This window comes from Micromonospora sp. NPDC047740 (assembly GCF_043204735.1).
In the GTDB taxonomy this organism is placed as follows: Bacteria; Actinomycetota; Actinomycetes; order Mycobacteriales; family Micromonosporaceae; genus Micromonospora.
This window is the reverse complement of the sequence record NZ_JBIDCT010000005.1, coordinates 36,290-53,589: the sequence shown is the minus strand read 5'-3', so window position 1 is coordinate 53,589 and position 17,300 is coordinate 36,290. Positions and strand designations below refer to the sequence as shown.

Genomic DNA, 17,300 nt, shown 5'->3' with positions numbered 1-17,300 from the left:
CACGCGTACCGTAGACCTCGTGCCTGATATTCCGTTCGGATTCGCGCTCCCGGGTGGGCAACCACCAGACCCCAACGATCCCGCGCAGATGCAGCAGTTCATGGCGCAGTTGCAGCACCTGCTGTCGGCGCCGGGCAGCGGACCGGTCAACTGGGACCTCGCCCGGCAGGTGGCCGCGAGCCAGCTCGCCGCCACCGGCGACCCGGCGGTCTCGCCGTTCGAACGCAACGCGGTGGAGGAGGCGCTGCGCATCGCCGACCTCTGGCTGGAGCCGGCCACCTCGTGGCCCTCCGGCATCCGGGCGTCGGTCGCCTGGAACCGCAACGAGTGGATCTACAAGACCCTGGACGTCTGGCGCAAGCTCTGCGACCCGGTGGCCAGCCGGATGGTCGGCGCGATGGGTGACCTGGTGCCGCCGGAGGCGCGGGCCCAGCTGGGCCCGATGCAGTCGATGGTCGCCACGCTGGGTGGCGCGCTCTTCGGCGGCCAGCTCGGCCAGGCGCTCGGCTCGCTCGCCGCTGAGGTGCTCTCCGCCGGCGACATCGGCCTGCCGCTCGGCCCGGCCGGCACCGCCGCGCTCATCCCGGCCAACATCCGGGCGTACGGCGAGGGCCTGGAGCTGCCCGAGGACGAGGTACGCCTCTACGTCGCCCTGCGCGAGGCCGCCCACCAGCGGCTCTTCCAGCACGTGCCGTGGCTGCGCGGGCACGTGCTCACCGCGGTGGAGAACTACGCCGCGGGCATCCGGGTCAACCGGGAGGCCATCGAGGAGGCGATGGGTCGGGTCGACCCGACCGACCCGGAGTCGATGCAGGCGATTGCCCTGGAGGGCATCTTCACCCCGGAGGACACTCCGGCGCAGAAGGCGTCCCTGGCCCGGCTGGAGACCGTGCTCGCCCTGGTCGAGGGCTGGGTGTGCCACGTGGTCGACACCGCCGCCGGCGAGCGGCTGCCCAACGTCGTACGCCTCGGCGAGGCGTTCCGCCGGCGCCGGGCCGCGGGCGGGCCGGCCGAGCAGACCTTCGCCGCCCTGGTCGGCCTGGAGCTGCGCCCCCGCCGGCTGCGCGAGGCCACCGTGCTCTGGGCGGCGCTCACCGAGCAGCGGGGCATCGCCGGCCGGGACGCGGTCTGGGGTCACCCCGACCTGCTCCCCTCCGACGACGACTTCGCCAACCCGGAGGCGTTCGCCGCGACCAGCAGCGACCTGGACGAGGAGTTGGCCAGCTTCGACTTCACCGCCCCTGGCGCTCCCGAGGAGCAGCCCCCTGCCGAGGGCGACGACAAGTCCTCCTGACCGCACACCGCCAAGATCCGCACAACTTCACCGAAGTTGTGCGGATCTTGCTCGTCCGGGGGGTCAGCCGGGCTGGCCGGAGAGCAGGGCGCGGGTGGCCTCCCAGCCCTCAAAGGCCGGGTCGAGGCTGGCCAGGTCGGCCGGGCCGCGCAGCCGGCGCCAGCCGGCGGTGACGGCCACGTCCCCCGGGCGCGGGGCGGCGGCGCGCACCTCGGCCGGCGCGGCCGTCGCCAGGTCGACCGCCGGCAGCCATGCCGGTACGGGCAGCCGGGCGGCCACGCCGAGCAGGCCGGGGCCGCTCCCCTCCACCGGGGCCACGGCCACCGGCCGGCTGGAGAGGGGCCGCAGCAGCTTGCCGAGGGTGAGCCCGGGCACGTCGGGCGCGTCGGCGGCCACCACGGCCGCCTGGTCGTACCCGGCGCCGGCCCGCCCGGCATCGGCGGCGGTGGGCCGGTCGGTGCCGGCCAGCGCGGCGAACACCGCGTTGACGGTGGGTTCCGGCACCTCGTGGACGGCGGTGCCGGGCCACACCACGGCGTCGGCCAGCCACCGGTCCGCGGGCGTCACAGCCACCGCGGTCTCCACCTCGTTGAGGGTGGCGAGCAGGTCCACCACGTCCTCGGCGAGCGCCGTACGCCAGCGGGTCGGGTCGATCCCTGGCGGCGTCCAGCCCACCGGCGCGAGCAACGCCACCACCACACGTCGAGCCACGCTCCGACCCTAGCCCTCCGCCCGAGCCGCGGCGGGCCCGGCCAGCGCCCGGTCGAGCGGGTCACGACGCGACGAGCGCGCTTCGGCCCGCGCGGTCGCGCCGGCCGCGGCTCGGAGCCACCGCACTCCAGGTCGCCGGGCGGGAGGCCGACCGCGGGTGCGCTCGCCGGGGCGACCTCGGGAATCAGTCGGTGAGGGGGACGCCGGCGGTGGCGGCCACGCCCTCCAGGTAGCCCCGGGCCCGCTCGGTCTTCGGGTACCGCCCCACCAGGGCCCAGAAATCGGCGTTGTGACTGGGCACGATCAGGTGCGCCAGCTCGTGCAGCAGCACGTAGTCGATCACCCAGTCGGGCATGTCCTGGATCCGGTGGGAGATCCGGATGGTGCGGTCGGCGGGGGTGCAGGAGCCCCAGCGGCCGTTCTGGTTGGTGACCCAGCGGACGCTGGCCGGTGCCGCCGCGGCACCGTGCTCGGGCAGGTAGAGGTTGATCAGCCGGGTGGCCCGGGCGAGCAGCTCGGCGTCGGAGCGGGCGAGCCGGCCCTCGCGCGCGGCGAGCCGGGCCAGCATCCGGTCGACCCACTCGCTCTCCTCGGCGCGGGAGAACTGATCGGGGATGAGCACCACGACCCGTTCGCCGTCCCGGTACGCGGACACCGTACGTCGCCGGCGCTGACTGCGCCGTACCTCGACGACGGGCTTCCGCGTCCCGGCCATTACCGGTCCGCGCAGCCTCGGATGACTGTCACGACAGCAAGCTAATGCGTACTGACCAGGGGTCCGCAAGAGTCAACACGACGACACGCGTCCGGAAAATGGTGGTTGGTCGGCAGGAGTCCCAAAAAAAATCTTTGCGGCAGCCCGACAAGGGTCCTCGGTCACCCTTCGTGGCGACCCGGGCCGGGCCACGCCCGTCACCTGCCCGCCCCCGCACACGTTAAGTGATCTACGGACGGGCGTCGCGCGGGGGCGGCCCCAAGGGTGATCTGAGGGCATTCGCCCGGCGTGTCCCTGCGGAACTGACTTATCGGACGTGACTCGGCATGCACACTCTCGACGTCGACTAGCTCACAGTGTCGATGCTGAGCTGACATGGAACCGCCCAGACCTGGGTAGGGTCCGCCAACCAGCGGTCATGAGCGTGGCCGCAGAGAACGACCCAGCGCCGGTGCCCCGCGTGGCCCGCCGCCGGGGAACCCGCCGGGACGGCGTGTCCGGCGGACGAGACGAGGAGGGGCTACCGTGGCCGACCAGGCCCAGACCTACAACGGTTACTGCGTCAAGTGCAAGGAGAAGCGGGACTTCGAGGGGCGTATCGAGGTCTCCAAGACCGGCATGAACATGGCCAAGGGCAAGTGCCCGGTGTGCGGCACAACAGTGAACCGCATCCTGGGCAAGGCCAAGGTCTGACCGGTACGGATCAACGCGGGGAGGGGTGGCCGGCCGGCCACGCCTCCCCGCGTCCGTTCGGCCCCTACTGTCGGCTGCGTGACACCGGTTACCGCCCGGTTGTGGAAAAGCCGGCTTTTTCTGTGGACAGCCCTGGCCACAGCCCGGCGCACCTGTGGACAACGATCGACGGAACGCGCGGACACGGTCACGATTCGTGGCATGGCCGATCCGACGCCCCTCGCCCGCCCGACCCTCCTGCCGGGGCTGGCCCGCCTCTGGCGGGACCGGCACACCCTCCAGCTCGGGGTCGAGCCCGGCCGGGCCGTCCTGCTGGAGGTGGCGAACCCCCGCGCCGCCCGCCTGCTCGACCTGCTGGACGGCACCCGGAGCGAACGTGCCGTCCTCGCGTACGCGGCCACCGCGCGGGTCGCGCCGGACGAGGCGCGCGTCCTGCTCGACACGCTCCGGGCCGCCGGTCTCGTCGTAGCGGCGCAGAGCCTGCTCCCCCGGGACCTTGCCGGTCCGGCCCGGGCCCGGCTCGCCAGCGAGGCCGACGCCCTGGCGCTGGCCACGTCCGCACTGCCCGGCACCCCGGCCCAGGTGCTGCGCCGCCGCCGGGCGGCGCGCGTGCTGGTCACCGGCGCCGGCCGGCTCGGCGCCGCGATCGCAGTCGCGCTGGCGCAGGCCGGCGTCGGGCACGTCGTACCCGAGTTGCCCGGCCCGGTCCGTCCGGGCGATCTGGTCGGGACGGGCCTGGCCGCCGCGGAGGTGGGCCGACCGCTGGCCGCGACGGTCCGCGCGGCGCTGGGCCGGTCCGCCCCGGGGCACGGAGACCGGGCCGCTCCGCCGGGGCCGCGTCGACCTGGTGGTCCAGCTCGGCACGGACCGGCCGGCGTCCGTGCTGGCCACCGGGTACGCTCAGCGCCGCCAGCCCCACCTCCTGGTCGATCTGCGCGGCGGGGTGCCGGTGGTCGGCCCGCTGGTGCGCCCGCCGGCGGGTCCCTGCCTGAACTGCCTCGACCTGCACCGGGTGGACCGCGACCCGGACTGGCCCACGCTCGCCGCCCAGCTCGCCGCCGACGGCACCGAACGGGCCTGCGCCGCCACCACCCGGCTCGCGGCGGTGGCGTACGCGGCCGCGGAGGCGCTGGCCCACCTCGACGGCGGCACCCCGGAGACCCTCGGCTGCGCCGTCGAGATCGCCGGAGCCGGCCGGTTCCGCCGCCGCCAGTGGCCGCCGCACCCGTCCTGCGGCTGTTCCGGGCGTCGCCCAATCCGGGTCAGCCCCACCGGTACCGGCTTCGTAGCAGCAGCAGGCCCGTCGAGTCGGTAACAATGACCGGGTGACCGACATCCCGCGCCGGGCCGTGTCCCGGACCGCCAAGCTCGCCGCCCTGCCACTCGGCTTCGCCGGCCGGACCGTCCTCGGCATGGGCAAGCGAGTCACCGGGCTCGCGTCCGAGGTCATCTCCGCCGAGATCCAGCAACGCACCGCCGAGCAGCTGTTCAGCGTGCTCGGGCAGCTCAAGGGCGGGGCGATGAAGTTCGGCCAGGCCCTGTCGGTCTTCGAGGCGGCGCTGCCGGAGGAGATCGCCGGCCCCTACCGGCAGGCGCTCACAAAGCTCCAGGAGGCCGCCCCGCCGCTCCCCGCGGCCACCGTGCACAAGGTGCTCGCCGAGCAGCTCGGCCCGGGCTGGCGGGAGCGGTTCGTGGAATTCAACGACACCCCGGCCGCCGCGGCCAGCATCGGCCAGGTGCACCGCGCGGTCTGGCGGGACCCGGGATACGGCCCGAACGGCGCCCCGAACCACCGGGACGTGGCCGTGAAGATCCAGTACCCGGGCGCCGGCGACGCCCTGCTCGCCGACCTGAAGCAGCTCTCCCGGCTGGGCGGCATGTTCCGCGCGATCCAGCCGGGGCTGGACGTCAAGCCGCTCCTGGTCGAGCTGCGGGAGCGGATCACCGAGGAGCTGGACTACGAGCTGGAGGCCGAGTCGCAGCGCGCCTTCGCCGCGGCGTACGCCGACGATCCGGACATCTACATCCCCGGGGTGCTGGACGCCTCACCCCGGGTGCTGATCACCGAGTGGATCGAGGGCACGCCACTGGCGGCGATCATCCGGGAGGGCACCGAGGAGCAGCGCGACGAGGCGGGGCGGCTGATGGCCGAGCTGCACCTGTCCGCGCCGATGCGGGCCGGGCTGCTGCACGCCGACCCGCACCCGGGCAACTTCCGGCTGCTCCCGGACGGCCGGCTCGGCGTGATCGACTTCGGCGCGGTGGCCCGGATGCCGGACGGCACCCCCGAGCCGATCGGCCGGATCGCCGCGCTGGCGCTGCGCGGCGACGCCGAGGCGGTGGTGGCCGGGCTGCGGAAGGAGGGCTTCGTCAGCCCGACCGAGCCGATCGACGCCGAGGAGGTGCTCGACTTCCTCCGCCCGATGCTGGAGCCGATCGCCGCCGAGGAGTTCCGGTTCACCCGGGCCTGGCTGCGGTCCGAGGCGGCCCGCCTGGCCAACCCCCGCTCGCCGGCCTACCAGCTCAGTCGCCAGCTCAACCTGCCCCCGTCGTACCTGATGATCCACCGGGTCACGCTGGGCTCGATCGGGGTGCTCTGCCAGTTGGAGGCGAAGGCGCCCTACCGGGCGATCCTGGAGCGCTGGCTGCCCGGCTTCGCCCCGGTGGGCTGAGCGCGGCGGCCGCCCGCAGGCGCGGCCCCGCCTGTGCCACCTCGGTGGGCCGAGCGCGGCGGCCGTCCACAGGCACGCCACGGGGGCGGCGGCCATCCGGCCGCCGCCCCCGTGCAGGTGGGTAGGGATCTAGAGAACGCCCAGGTCACGAGCCGACTGGCGCCGGCTCTTCATCGCGACGGTACGGGCGGAACGGGCTGCCTCAGTGCTCGTGGTGGTGCGACCGGCCTGAGGCCGGGGCATTCGAGCCCGGGACAACGCTTCGTGAAGTAGTTGCATCTCGGTTCCGTTCGGCAGGTGCAGCATCGGTTTCGTCTTTCTCGCGGCCGGTGGGCTCACCGGCGGGACGTATGGAACGGGGTGTGTCAGGCCGCCAGCCGGACCGCGTTACGCGACTCGGACAGCCCACTGGCCGCCAGTCGCGCCTCGGCCTCGACCCGGAGCTGCGCGTCGCGGGCGAGGTCCTCCTTGCGCGGACGGCCACGGGGCCGCTTACGCGGGACGACCGCGCCACGCTCGAAGATCTCGCCGCCCCAGACGCCCCAGGGCTCGGCCCGCTCCACCGCACCGGCCAGGCACTCGACGCGCAGCGGGCAGTCCCCGCAGAGCGACTTGGCCAGCTCGAGCTCGGTGGGCGAGTCGGAGAACCACAGGTCGGGGTCGAACTTCCGGCAGGGCAGGTTCGCCTCCACCTCGACGCTCACGTCGAGCGGGGCCAACGCCAGACTCATCCTCCGGTCACCTCTCTCTCACTTCGATCTCGTGGATCGCATTTCCGACGTACTTCGGCGGTGCAAAAACACTGAGGCCGCGGATCCCTTGTGCGGGTTCCGCGGCCTCGAGGTGAGCCGGTGGTCTGATGGATCAGACCGGTCTACCTCGAGGTGGAACACCGCGGACATCCGTGCGCTTCTTGGCGCCATCGATGCCCATGCCCGTGAAGCCACTGGTCCCCTCGATCCCCGCCAGCGGCGCAACGGTCAGGTTCAGCTCGGCCTGAACCTGGACCTGGTGCACCTGCGGGACCGACGGTCGAGCGGCAAGGGCCACCCGGACAGCCGACAGCGGAGCGCAGGCAACTGGCATCGCCAGCGGACGCTCGTAGATGTAGGTCTCCATTGATGCCACCTCCCTGACTTTCCTCGTGCCGACTATGGACTCGCCCCCCGTGAGCAGCCGGAATGGCGCCGCTCGCGAGGTGTGTCCTGAGGCTATTCCTCGCCTCGGGGCGAGGGCAAACGATTTACGGCTAGATTTCGAAACTTTTCTGCGGGCAGACATCGTCCACCGCCGCGCCCCCCACCAGGGCCAGCACCGTATCGCCGTAAAGTCCCAGTTTGCGGGGGCCGATCCCGGCGATCGCGATCAGTTCCTCGCTGCGTCCCGGCCTCCGCTCGGCCAGCGCGGTGAGCGTGGCGTCGGTGAAGACGACGTACGCCGGCACCTTCTGCGCCTCGGCCACCCGCTGCCGCCACTCGCGCAGCCGCTCGTACAGTTCCTGGTCGAGGTCGGACGGGCAGGTGGGGCAGCGGCCCAGCTTGCGGTCCGCCCCGGCGAGCAGGGTGGCACCGCAGATCCGGCAGGAGACCACCTGGGCGCGCCGCCGCTCGGTGCGCCGGGCCGCGCCGGCGCCGGCCCGCTCGGTGCCCCCCGAGCGGTCGAGCTGCGGCAGGAACCGGCAGGGCCGCCGGGCCCGACCGCCCGGCGAGCGAGCCGCGGCGTACGACAACCAGAGCCACTCCCGGGCCCGGGTGATCCCGACGTAGAGCAGCCGCCGCTCCTCCTCGACCTGCTCCGGGGTCTTCGCGTACGTGGTGGGGAGGGTGCCCTCGGCGAGCCCGACCAGGAAGACCGCGTCCCACTCCAGCCCCTTGGCGGAGTGCAGGGAGGCGAGCGTCACCCCCTCCACGGTGGGTACGTGCTGCTGGGCCGACCGTCGGGCCAGTTCCTCGGTGAAATCGGCCAGGGTCACCGGGCGCTCGATGGCGGCGGCCTCGCCGACCGGCACCACCTCGGGGGTCGCCGCGTACTCTTCGGCGAGCTGGACCAGGGCGGCGAGCGCCTCCCACCGCTCACGCGCGGCACCGCCGGCCGGGGGTGCGTCGGGCGCCCAGCCCACCGCGGCGAGCCCTTCCACCACGGCCGCCGGCAGCGGGGTCTCCCCCGGGATCGACCGGGTGGCGGCGCGCAGCGCCACCATCGCCTGCCGGACCTCGGGCCGCTCGAAGAACCGCTCGGCCCCCTGCACCACGTACGGCACCTGCGCCTCGGTGAGCGCCTTCTCGTACGCCTCGGACTGCGCGTTGGTGCGGAACAGCACCGCGATCTCCCGGGCCGGAGTGCCGCCGGCGATCAGCGCCCGGCAGCGGGCGGCGACCGCGTTGGCCTCGGCCGGCTCGTCCGTGAAGATCCGCAAGTCGGGTTCGGGGCCCGGCGGGCGCTGGCCGTGCAGTTCCAGCCGCAGCCGGGCCTCGGTGCCCCGGGCTTGCGAGATCACCGCGTTGGCCAGCCCGACTACCTGCGGAGTGGAACGGTAGTCGCGGACCAGCCGGACCACCGTGGCGGTCCGGTGGAGGCGCGGGAAGTCGACCAGGTACGACGAGGTCGCCCCGGTGAACGAGTAGATGGTCTGGCTGGCGTCGCCGACCACGGTGAGGTCGTCCCGGCCGCCGAGCCACGCCTCGAGCAGCCGTTGCTGGAGCGGGTTCACGTCCTGGTACTCGTCGACGACGAAGTGCCGGTACTGGCCGCGGACCTGCTCGGCGACGTCGGCGTGCTCCTCGATCCCCCAGACGGCGGCGCGCAGCAGGTCCTCGAAGTCGATCACCCCGGTGCCGCGCTTGAGCCGCTCGTACGCGGCGAAGACCTCGGCCACCTTCGCCGGCTCGTACGCGGTCTCGCGCAGCGCCTTGGCCGCGGCCACCACGTACTCGCCCGGCTCGACCAGCGACGACTTGGCCCACTCGATCTCGCCGGCGAGGTCGCGGGCGGCGGTCCGGTCGGCGCGCAGGCCGACCTTGGCGGCGGCCAGGGTGACCACCCGGACCTTGCTCTCCATCAGCTCCGGCATGGCGCGCCCCTCGAGCAGCCGGGGGGCGAAGTAGCGGACCTGGCGCAGGGCCGCCGCGTGGAAGGTGCGTGCCTGGACGCCCGGCACCCCGAGGACGGCGAGACGGCTGCGCATCTCGGCGGCGGCGCGGGCGGTGAAGGTGACCGCCAGCACGTGCCGGGCGGCGATGTCACCGGTGAGCGCGCGGTGCGCGATCCGGGAGGTCACTGCGCGGGTCTTGCCGGTGCCTGCGCCGGCCAGGATGCAGACCGGGCCGGCCGGGGCGGTCACCGCGGCCCGCTGCTCCGGATCCAGCCCGGCCAGCACCCGTTCCGCCGTTGAGTGAACCGCCACAGCCAGGAATCATCTCAGCCCCCGGCGATGTTGCAGCGATTAGCCTGGCCTGACTGGACCGGGCGCGCCACCCCTTGGAGGAGTTGACCATGTTGACGATGTATTCCACCCCGTGGTGCGGCTACTGCCACCGGCTGAAGTCGCAGCTCGACCGGGAGGGCATCGCGTACGAGGTGGTCGACATCGAGCAGGACGCGAAGGCCGCCGAGTTCGTGATGGGCGTCAACGGCGGCAACCAGACCGTCCCGACCCTGCGCTTCGCCGACGGCAGCGCGCTCACCAACCCCTCCATCACCCAGGTCAAGCAGCACCTCGCCACCATCTCCGCCTGACCCACCCGCCCGGAAAGAGCGGCCGCCCACCCGGGCCGGCCGCTCTTCCGCGTCCGCGCCAGCCGTCGATGATCATGAGGTTAGCGGTCTCGGGATCGGCGTGTCGCCACGGCAACCTCATGATCGACGGACGGCGGCGGGCGGCGCGGGGCAGGGATGCGGGCGGGCGCAGACGGCGGGGGTGGGCTGAGGTGGCGGGCGCGCCAGAGGTAGGCGCCGGCGGCCATGGTGATCATCCCGACCAGGGCGAAGAGCAGGCGGTAGTCGAGGACGCCGACGAGCAGCGCACCGGCCCCGATGGAGACCGCCTGCGGGCCGCTGACCAGCGCCTCCGAGGCGGCGGCGACCCGGCCGAGCAGGGCCGGCGGGGTACGCCGCTGGACCAGCGTGTTGAGCCCGACCATGGTCAGCGGCAGCGACAACCCGGCCAGCAGCAGCGCCACCACGCCCAGCCAGAGCCGGGGGTACGCCAGCGCCAGCGCGGCCGGCCCGAAGAGGGTCACCCCGGCGGCGAGGGCCCCCACCTCGCCGGTCCGACGTACCACGGTCGCCGAGAGGAGCGCGCCGACCAGCCCGCCGACCCCCTGCACGGTGACGAGCACGCCGACGAAGGCGACCTCCCGGCGCAGCCCCTGGTCCACGTACGCGAAGATCAGCGACTCGGTGAAGCCCATCACCAGCGAACCCAGCCCGTAGCCGAGCAGGGCCCGGCGCAGCGCCGGCTCGCCGGCCAGGTGTCGCAGCCCGGCACCCAGTTCGGCCGGCCAACGCAGGTCGGCCCCGGAGGGCGGGGCCTCGGTGACCCGGAGCAGGCCGACGACGGCTGCGGCGGTCAGGAAGCCGGCCATGGCGAGCGCGGCCAGCAGCCAGCCGCCGACCGCGGCGTACAGCCCGGCCCCGGCCAGCGGACCGACCAGCCGAAGGCCCTGCCGGACGGTCTGCAGCACCGCGTTCGCGTCGGCCAGCAGTTCGCTCGGCACGAGGTGCCGGATCAGCCCGCTCAGCACCGCGGTCAACGTGATGTACGACAGGCCGTAGAGCGCCGCCACCACGTAGATGACCCACACGTCGGCCCGGCCCCGGACCGCGAAGAGCGGGCTGAGCAGCACCGCCGCGCCCAGGTTGGCGGCCACGAAGAAGGGCCGGCGACGGTACCGGTCGACGAACCAGCCGACCAGCGGCGCCAGCGTCATCGGGGCGATGATCGCGAAGATGGTCGCGCCGGCCATGCCGTCCGAGCCGGTCAGGTCCTTCACCCAGACGGCGAGGGCCAGCAGCAGGATCGACTCGGCCGCCATGCTGGCCAGCACGGCGACGAAGAGCAGGCGGAAGTCGGGGCGGCCCAGGACGGTGCGCATCAGGTTCCTCCGGCGGGGGTGCGCCCGAAGGCGCGACGGGGCGGGTGCCGGGCCTTGGACGTCCTCGTCCGGGCCGGTCGGACCACCTCCACGGTCCTCTTTTTGTCTCGAGACACGCCCTCGCCGGGACCTCCGGCACCGGCCGCGGCGTCCATACTGACCGTGGGGGGCGAATTCCATACAGTTACCGTCGCGCCCGCGACGGTCGACGGAAAGAGGGCACCGTGCCTCCTGCCGCACCAGGCCCGATCCTGCGCCGTCGCAGGCTCGGCACCGAGTTGCGCCGGCTGCGTGAGCAGGCCGGCCTCACCGGAGACCAGGTCATCGAGCGGATCGGCTGGGCCTCCGCGTCCAAGCTGTCCCGTCTGGAGAACGGGCGCAGCCGCCCCGACCCGGACGACGTCGACATCCTGCTGGCCCTCTACGGCGCCGACGACGAGCTGCGCGAGGAACTGCTGGGGATCACCCACGAGGCCGGCGACATGCGCGGCTGGCTGCGGAACTTCCCGGTGATGACCCAGCAGCAGCGCGGCTTCGCCGAGCTGGAGGCGGGCTGCGCGGAGATCTCCGAGTACAACCCGGTGCTGGTGCCCGGGCTGCTGCAGACCCCGGGGTACGCCCGGCACCGGATCCTCTCGGCGACCCAGGTGGCGGCGGAGGCCGGCGACCCGGACACCGAGGACCCGGACACCGAGGTACGCGCCCGGCAGGCCCGCCAGTCGCTGCTGACCCGCTCCCCCGACGCGCCCCGCTACACCGCCGTGCTGGAGGAGGCCGCCCTCGGCCGCCGGGCCGGCCCACCCGAGGTGCTGCACGAGCAGATCGTCCACCTCTGCGAGCTGGCCATGCTGCCGAACGTGACGCTGCGTCTGCTGCTCCGCGACACCCGGGTCGGCGACTGGTATCTCCCACCGACTGCCTTCTCGGTCTACCGGTTCGCCGATCCGCTCGATCCGGAGACGTTGGCCATCGAAGGTGGGTTCACCGACGTCATGTCGACCGAGGTAAACACCCTAAATCGCTATAAAGTGGTGTTCGAGTGGCTATGCTCGGCGGCGCTCTCCGCATCGGACACCCTCTCCTGGCTCATCGAGGCGACGGGACGGCTGACCGATACGGCGGCCGAGTCCACAGTGGCGTTCGGGCCGGCAACGGCGCCGGCCCAACGCCGCCGCGACCCGGGGCGCCTGGCGACGGACCGGTGATCCACGGGGACCTCGCCGTCCGGCCTGCGGCGCCACTCGTCCCCATCGGAGCACTCCAGACCAGGAGCAGAACCATGAACGAGATCCGCAACAACTCGTCCGACCTCGCGCCGCAGCTCGTCGGCGCCCCCTGGCGCAAGAGCACCCGGAGCCAGACCTCGAACTGCGTGGAGGTCGCGCCGCTGCGTACCGGGCCGGCGGCGGTGGCGCTGCGGGACAGCAAGGACCGGAGCGGGCCCGTGCTGCTGTTCAACCGGGCCGGCTGGCTGGGCTTCATCGCCGGTGCGAAGAACGGGCAGTTCTCGTTGAACTGATCCACCGAACACCAGGGGCCGTCGGCGTCGCGCCGGCGGCCCCGCCGCCTGTCCACCCGGCCACGTCACCCCGGGCCGACGTCACCGTCCTCCCGACAACCGTGCTGACCTGGGGTCAGCCGATCGGTCGGCGTGCGCGAACGACAGTCGGGTTTCACTTGCTGGGACGACCGCCAGGCGTAACATGTCGAATGAGTGACGTGGAAGTTCCATTGCGTATCCGTCCATCCGTATCCGGGGGACACCCATGCGGTTTCTGATCGTCCGCACCGAGATCCGAGCCGCCGCCGACATCGACATCGCGGCCGCCTGGGCCGACGGTGGCCGGCTGCGGGACGAGACCACCGCGCCGGAGCCGCGCCGCCAGGTCGTCCACGCCGAGGACCGGGACGCCGCCCTGCTGCTGGCCCGGGCGCTGGCGTCCGTCGGAGCGGTACGCGCCGGGCGGCACCGGGTGAAGGTGCTCCCGATCGAGGACCCGGCCCCGGCACACCCGTACCGATGGGACACCACGAGCACCTGACCGGACGTCCGTCGTGGTCGGACCGGCTCCCCCGCCGCGTTCCTTGCCTCACCCGGCCACGACGGTCCGTGTTCCCGGCCCGTGACCGCCGCGGCAACGACGGTCACGGGCCGGGACCGCATCTGCCGGTGATCAACGCCACGTCGGCGAAGTGGCGGTATCCCGCTGGCCGCAACCCCGCCACGTCGGCGAGGTGGCGGTGACCCACCCGCCACGTTGGCGAGGTGGAGACGACCCATCCGCCGTGTCGGTCAGGTGGCCCGACCACTCAGCAGAGGCCGTCGAGCCAGCGGTGGATCAGGAACAGGGCGATGGAGGAGGGTGGCGGGAGGGCCAGCCGGTGACCGTCGACGTCGACCGCCTCCCCGGCCAGCGCGGCGCCGATCTCCCGCCGGGTGAACCAGCGCGCGTAGGCGATCTCGGCCGGGTCCACCCGGACCGGCTCGTCGGCGTCGGCGCGGGCCAGGAAACCGAGCATCAGCGAGCCCGGGAACGGCCAGGACTGGCTGCCCGCGTACGCGATCTCCTCGACCCCGACGCCGACCTCCTCGCGGACCTCGCGGTGCACGGCGGCCTCGGCCGACTCCCCGGGCTCGACGTAGCCGGCCAGGCAGGAGAAGCGGCGCTCGCCGGGGGTGCGTGCCCAGGCGGCGTTGTTACCGAGCAGGCATCGCCCCACCGGGCCGGCCACGCCGTCGTGGACCAGCACGATCATGGCCGGATCGGTACGCGGCCAGACCCGCTCGCCACCCGGGTCCACCCGGGACCAGCCGGCCTCGTCGACCTGCGTCGGCTGCCCGGTGACCGACGAGTAGCCGTGCCGGACGTGCCAGTTCAGCAGGGCGAGGGCGGTGGTGAAGAGGCCCGCGTCCCGGTCAGCCAGGAGGTGTCCCACCTCGCGCAGGTTGGCCCGCCGGGTGTCCGGCAGCTCCGGCAGCGGCGCGTCCACCGCGAAGACCGGTACGCCGTCGGGCTCGACGCCGAGGAACATCGGCACCGACCGGGGCACGTCGGGCAGCTCGGCGGGGCCGACCAGCACCAACTCCGGCGCAGCCGACGCGCCACGGACCAGGGCCCGCCCGCCGTCGGCCGAGTCCAGCACCAGCACCCGGGCCCGCTCCCACGCCTCGGCGAGCCAGTCCGGGTCGGTACGCCGGTGCGCGGCCCGGTCCAGCGTGGACCGGGCCAGCGGCGGGCCGGCCTCGCCGGTCACGCGCGACACACCCCGGTGCTGAGCCAACTGGTTCGCTCGCTCACGCCGACTCCGTCCGCACCGGCCCGAGCGTGGCCAGCGAATCCGCGATCCGCTCCGCGTCACCGAGCACCACGGTGACCGCCTTCGCCGGGGCGAGGTAGCGCGCCGCCACCTCCGCCACGTCGTCCACGGTCGCCTTGGCGAGCCGGGCGGCGTGCTCGGCGAGGAAGTCCAGGCGCAGCCCGTTGCCGGCGTACGCGCTGGTCAGCGAGGCCAGCCCGGCCTGGGTGGACATGCCGAGCTGGAGCGTGCCGAGCGCGTACTGGCGGGCCTGCTCCAGTTCCTCGGGCTTCGGCGGCAGCGACGCCAGCCGGCCCAGTTCGTACCCGGTCTCCAGCAGGGCGGGGGCCGTCACCTCGGTGGCCACCTCGGCGGCGGCGATCAGCACCGACCCGGCCACCGAGTGCTCGACCAGCGAGTGCGGCCCGTACGTGTAGCCCTTGTCCTCCCGGATGTTCTCCACCCAGCGGGAGGAGAAGTAGCCGCCGAAGACCAGGTTGGCCAGTTGCAGCGCGGCGTGGTCCGGGTGGGTACGGGGCACCGCCGGCAGGGCGATCCGGAGCGACGACTGGACCGAGCCGGGACGGTCGACCAGCAGCAGCGGGCCGGGCTCCAGCGGCGGGGCCGGCGGCAGCTCCTCGGCGCCCCCGGTGCCGTTCCACCCGGACAGCGCCTGCTCGGCGGCGTCCACGGCCCGCTCCGGCTGCACGTCGCCGACCAGCACCAGCACCGCACCGGCCGGGTGCACCCGGTCCGCGTGCAACCGCCGCAGCGCGGGCGGGCGGACCGCACGCACCTGGTCGGGCTCCGGGGTCTGGACCGCGTACGGGTGCTTGCCGTAGACCCGCTTGAGCAGCGCGGTCCGGGCCAGGTGGGCGGGTTGGCTCTGGGCGACCTGGATCCGGTCGACCAGCCGGTCCCGCTCGGTCTCCACCCAGTCACCCGGGTAGGTGGCCCCGGTCAGCACGTCGGCGAGGATCTCCAGCATCCGGTCCAGGCCGGTGACCAGGCTCGCCCCGGAGAGCATGAGCCGGTCCGGGTCGAGCCCGGCGGACAGCCCGCCGCCGACCTTCTGCAGCTCGGCGGCGATCTGCGTCGCGGTGAGGGTCGCCGTGCCGGCGAGGATGGTCTGGGCCAGCATCGCGCCCCGGGCCAGGTGGGTACGCCCGGCGGGCATCCAGAGCCGCAGCTCGACCAGCGGGACCGCGGGTCGGCGTACGGCGATCACGGTGAGCCCGTTGGCGAGCGTGCGCTCGGCCTGCTTCGGCAGCTTGAGCCGGCGGTTCGGGCCGAGCGGCGGCAGCGGCCGGGTCCCGGTCTCCACGGTTGCCGTCACCGGCCTTCCTCCGTTCGCGACTGCGGGGCTCGCAAAACCGGCTCACTCCTCGCGCTCACCGGGCACCTCCGGCGATGACCTCGATGGACGCGCGGCGCTCCGGCCGCAGGGTGGCGGCGGCGGCGAGGACCTGCTCCTCGGTCACCTCGCCGACCAGCCGGGGCAGCTCGTTGAGCAGGCCCGGCTCGCCGCGTTGCTGTTCGAGGACGGCCATCCGCAGCGCCCGGCCGAGCACCGCGTCGGTGTCCCGCAGCAGATGGGTGGCCATCCGGGCCTGGGTACGCGCCAGCTCTCCCTCGGTCAGCCCGTCGGTGGCGAGCCGGTCCAATTCCTCGTCGATGGTGCGCAGCACCTTGTCCACGTCGCCCCCGGGCGGCAGGTGTGCCTGGAGCAGCAACGCCGTGGGGTCGCGCACGTCGAACGGGTCGCCCATGAAACCGAGGTAGCCGCCGAGGCTGGTGACCGTGCGGTCCCGCTGGACCAGCCGTTCGACCAGCCGGGACGCGTCGCCGTCGGTGAGCACCTCGGCCAGCACCACGTACGGCAGGTAGCCGGCGAAGTCGGTCACCGGGTCGGGCACCCGCCAGGCGCCGGCCACCGCCGGCAGCGGGGCCAGCTTGTCGGTGTAGGACCGGCGGCGTTCGGCGGTCAGGTCGGGCTCGGCGAAGTCGGGCCGCGCCGGGGCGGGGCGGGCGGGCACGTCCCCGAAGTGCCGCTCGATCAGCTCCGTCGCCTCGGCCACGTCGATGTCCCCGCTGACCGCCAGCACCGCGTTGCCGCTGGCGTAGTAGCGCCGGAAGAAGTCGGTGGCATCCGCCACGGTGGCCGACTCCAGGTCGTCGAAGGAGCCGTAGCCGTCGTGCGCGTTGGGGAAGGTGTCGAACATCACCGGCGGCAGGGTCAGCCAGGGAAACCCGCCGTACGGCCGGTTGAGCACGTTGACCCGGATCTCCTCCTTGACCACGTCGACCTGGTTGCGCAGGTTCTCCTCGGTCAGCCGGGGGCCGCGCATCCGGTCGGCCTCCAGGAAGAGCGCCCGTTCCAGGGCGTTGCTGGGCAGCGTCTCGAAGTAGTCGGTGTAGTCCAGGTGGGTGGAGCCGTTGAAGGTGCCGCCGGCGCCCTGGACGTGCCGGAAGTGGGCCAGCTTCTCCAGGTTCTCCGAGCCCTGGAACATCAGGTGCTCGAAGAGGTGGGCGAAGCCGGTGCGCCCCTCCGGCTCGGACCGGATGCCGACGTCGTAGACCACCGCCACCCCGATCACCGGGGCGCTGCGGTCGGGGGTGAGCACCACCCGCAGGCCGTTGTCGAGGCTGAACCGCTCGACCGGGTACTTCGTCGCTGGAATTTTCGTTCTCCGCGTCGGCACGAGATCGACCCTAACGCGTCGGCAACTCCCGCACCGCCGGTGTGGCCCGCCGCCCTGGACGGTCGTTCCGGTGGTGGGCCGACCGGCACCGCTTATTCCACCGAACAGGTGGGAATTACCGGG

The 17,300-nt window shown here is 73.6% G+C and carries 16 protein-coding genes and 1 pseudogene; 8 read left to right on the top strand and 9 right to left on the bottom strand.

The features are described from left to right. Positions 1–88: 88 nt before the first annotated feature. A complete protein-coding gene (locus ACGF4F_RS11245) occupies positions 89–1,294 on the top strand; it encodes a zinc-dependent metalloprotease (RefSeq protein ID WP_357440173.1) in 1,206 nt (401 codons plus the stop codon). Positions 1,295–1,357: 63 nt separating this feature from the next. Here the strand turns inward: ACGF4F_RS11245 and ACGF4F_RS11240 are convergent, their stop codons facing one another. Continuing rightward, the gene (locus ACGF4F_RS11240) at positions 1,358–2,005 is read right to left on the bottom strand and encodes a hypothetical protein (protein ID WP_357439844.1); all 648 of its coding nucleotides are present in this window, start codon (positions 2,003–2,005) and stop codon (positions 1,358–1,360) included. Between the two features lie 184 nt (positions 2,006–2,189). Continuing rightward, a complete protein-coding gene (locus ACGF4F_RS11235; protein ID WP_357439841.1) occupies positions 2,190–2,720 on the bottom strand; it encodes a M48 family metallopeptidase in 531 nt (176 codons plus the stop codon). Between the two features lie 525 nt (positions 2,721–3,245). On the opposite strand from ACGF4F_RS11235, the gene ACGF4F_RS11230 reads away from it, so the two are divergent. The 3 genes and pseudogenes from ACGF4F_RS11230 (at position 3,246) to ACGF4F_RS11220 (ending at position 6,085) form a co-directional block, all read left to right on the top strand. After that, on the top strand, positions 3,246–3,413 hold the full coding sequence (locus ACGF4F_RS11230) for a DUF5679 domain-containing protein (protein ID WP_165945332.1): 168 nt from the start codon (positions 3,246–3,248) through the stop codon (positions 3,411–3,413). Between the two features lie 201 nt (positions 3,414–3,614). Further along, positions 3,615–4,728 (top strand): annotated as a pseudogene (locus tag ACGF4F_RS11225) (TOMM precursor leader peptide-binding protein). Between the two features lie 10 nt (positions 4,729–4,738). Further along, positions 4,739–6,085 carry an AarF/ABC1/UbiB kinase family protein gene (locus ACGF4F_RS11220; protein WP_357439839.1) on the top strand — a complete coding sequence of 449 codons (1,347 nt, stop codon included), beginning with the start codon at positions 4,739–4,741 and terminating at the stop codon, positions 6,083–6,085. A 365-nt stretch (positions 6,086–6,450) separates the two neighbouring features. Here ACGF4F_RS11220 and ACGF4F_RS11215 read toward each other — a convergent pair whose 3' ends face one another. The 3 genes from ACGF4F_RS11215 to ACGF4F_RS11205 all read right to left on the bottom strand — a co-directional run bounded on the left by ACGF4F_RS11215 (position 6,451) and on the right by ACGF4F_RS11205 (position 9,488). Continuing rightward, complete coding sequence (locus ACGF4F_RS11215) at positions 6,451–6,816, bottom strand: WhiB family transcriptional regulator (RefSeq protein WP_089005380.1); 366 nt, start codon at positions 6,814–6,816, stop codon at positions 6,451–6,453. Positions 6,817–6,949: 133 nt separating this feature from the next. Beyond that, entirely contained in the window at positions 6,950–7,204 is a 255-nt protein-coding gene (locus ACGF4F_RS11210) for a hypothetical protein (RefSeq protein WP_357439837.1), read from the bottom strand. Positions 7,205–7,334: 130 nt separating this feature from the next. Then, a complete protein-coding gene (locus ACGF4F_RS11205) occupies positions 7,335–9,488 on the bottom strand; it encodes an ATP-dependent DNA helicase UvrD2 (protein WP_393076897.1) in 2,154 nt (717 codons plus the stop codon). An 89-nt stretch (positions 9,489–9,577) separates the two neighbouring features. Between ACGF4F_RS11205 and ACGF4F_RS11200 the strand changes: the two genes are divergently transcribed. Next, positions 9,578–9,820, top strand: a complete 243-nt coding sequence (locus ACGF4F_RS11200; protein WP_357439833.1) for a mycoredoxin — start codon at positions 9,578–9,580, stop codon at positions 9,818–9,820. A gap of 80 nt (positions 9,821–9,900) precedes the next feature. Here ACGF4F_RS11200 and ACGF4F_RS11195 read toward each other — a convergent pair whose 3' ends face one another. Continuing rightward, positions 9,901–11,178 carry an MFS transporter gene (locus tag ACGF4F_RS11195; protein ID WP_357439830.1) on the bottom strand — a complete coding sequence of 426 codons (1,278 nt, stop codon included), beginning with the start codon at positions 11,176–11,178 and terminating at the stop codon, positions 9,901–9,903. Between the two features lie 224 nt (positions 11,179–11,402). On the opposite strand from ACGF4F_RS11195, the gene ACGF4F_RS11190 reads away from it, so the two are divergent. The 3 genes from ACGF4F_RS11190 (at position 11,403) to ACGF4F_RS11180 (ending at position 13,220) form a co-directional block, all read left to right on the top strand. Next, positions 11,403–12,383 (top strand): helix-turn-helix transcriptional regulator, encoded by a 981-nt coding sequence (locus ACGF4F_RS11190; RefSeq protein WP_357439827.1) that lies wholly within the window; start codon positions 11,403–11,405, stop codon positions 12,381–12,383. 74 nt (positions 12,384–12,457) lie between these two features. Further along, on the top strand, positions 12,458–12,697 hold the full coding sequence (locus ACGF4F_RS11185) for a DUF397 domain-containing protein (RefSeq protein ID WP_357439824.1): 240 nt from the start codon (positions 12,458–12,460) through the stop codon (positions 12,695–12,697). 247 nt (positions 12,698–12,944) lie between these two features. Then, entirely contained in the window at positions 12,945–13,220 is a 276-nt protein-coding gene (locus tag ACGF4F_RS11180) for a hypothetical protein (RefSeq protein ID WP_357439821.1), read from the top strand. 268 nt (positions 13,221–13,488) lie between these two features. Here the strand turns inward: ACGF4F_RS11180 and nudC are convergent, their stop codons facing one another. From nudC to ACGF4F_RS11165, 3 genes are read right to left on the bottom strand one after another with little or no spacing between them, the layout of a single operon-like run. After that, positions 13,489–14,433 (bottom strand): NAD(+) diphosphatase, encoded by a 945-nt coding sequence (gene nudC / locus ACGF4F_RS11175; RefSeq protein WP_357439819.1) that lies wholly within the window; start codon positions 14,431–14,433, stop codon positions 13,489–13,491. A gap of 40 nt (positions 14,434–14,473) precedes the next feature. After that, positions 14,474–15,811, bottom strand: a complete 1,338-nt coding sequence (locus ACGF4F_RS11170; RefSeq protein WP_357439816.1) for a pitrilysin family protein — start codon at positions 15,809–15,811, stop codon at positions 14,474–14,476. Between the two features lie 55 nt (positions 15,812–15,866). Further along, complete coding sequence (locus tag ACGF4F_RS11165) at positions 15,867–17,177, bottom strand: pitrilysin family protein (protein WP_357439813.1); 1,311 nt, start codon at positions 17,175–17,177, stop codon at positions 15,867–15,869. Positions 17,178–17,300: the final 123 nt, after the last annotated feature.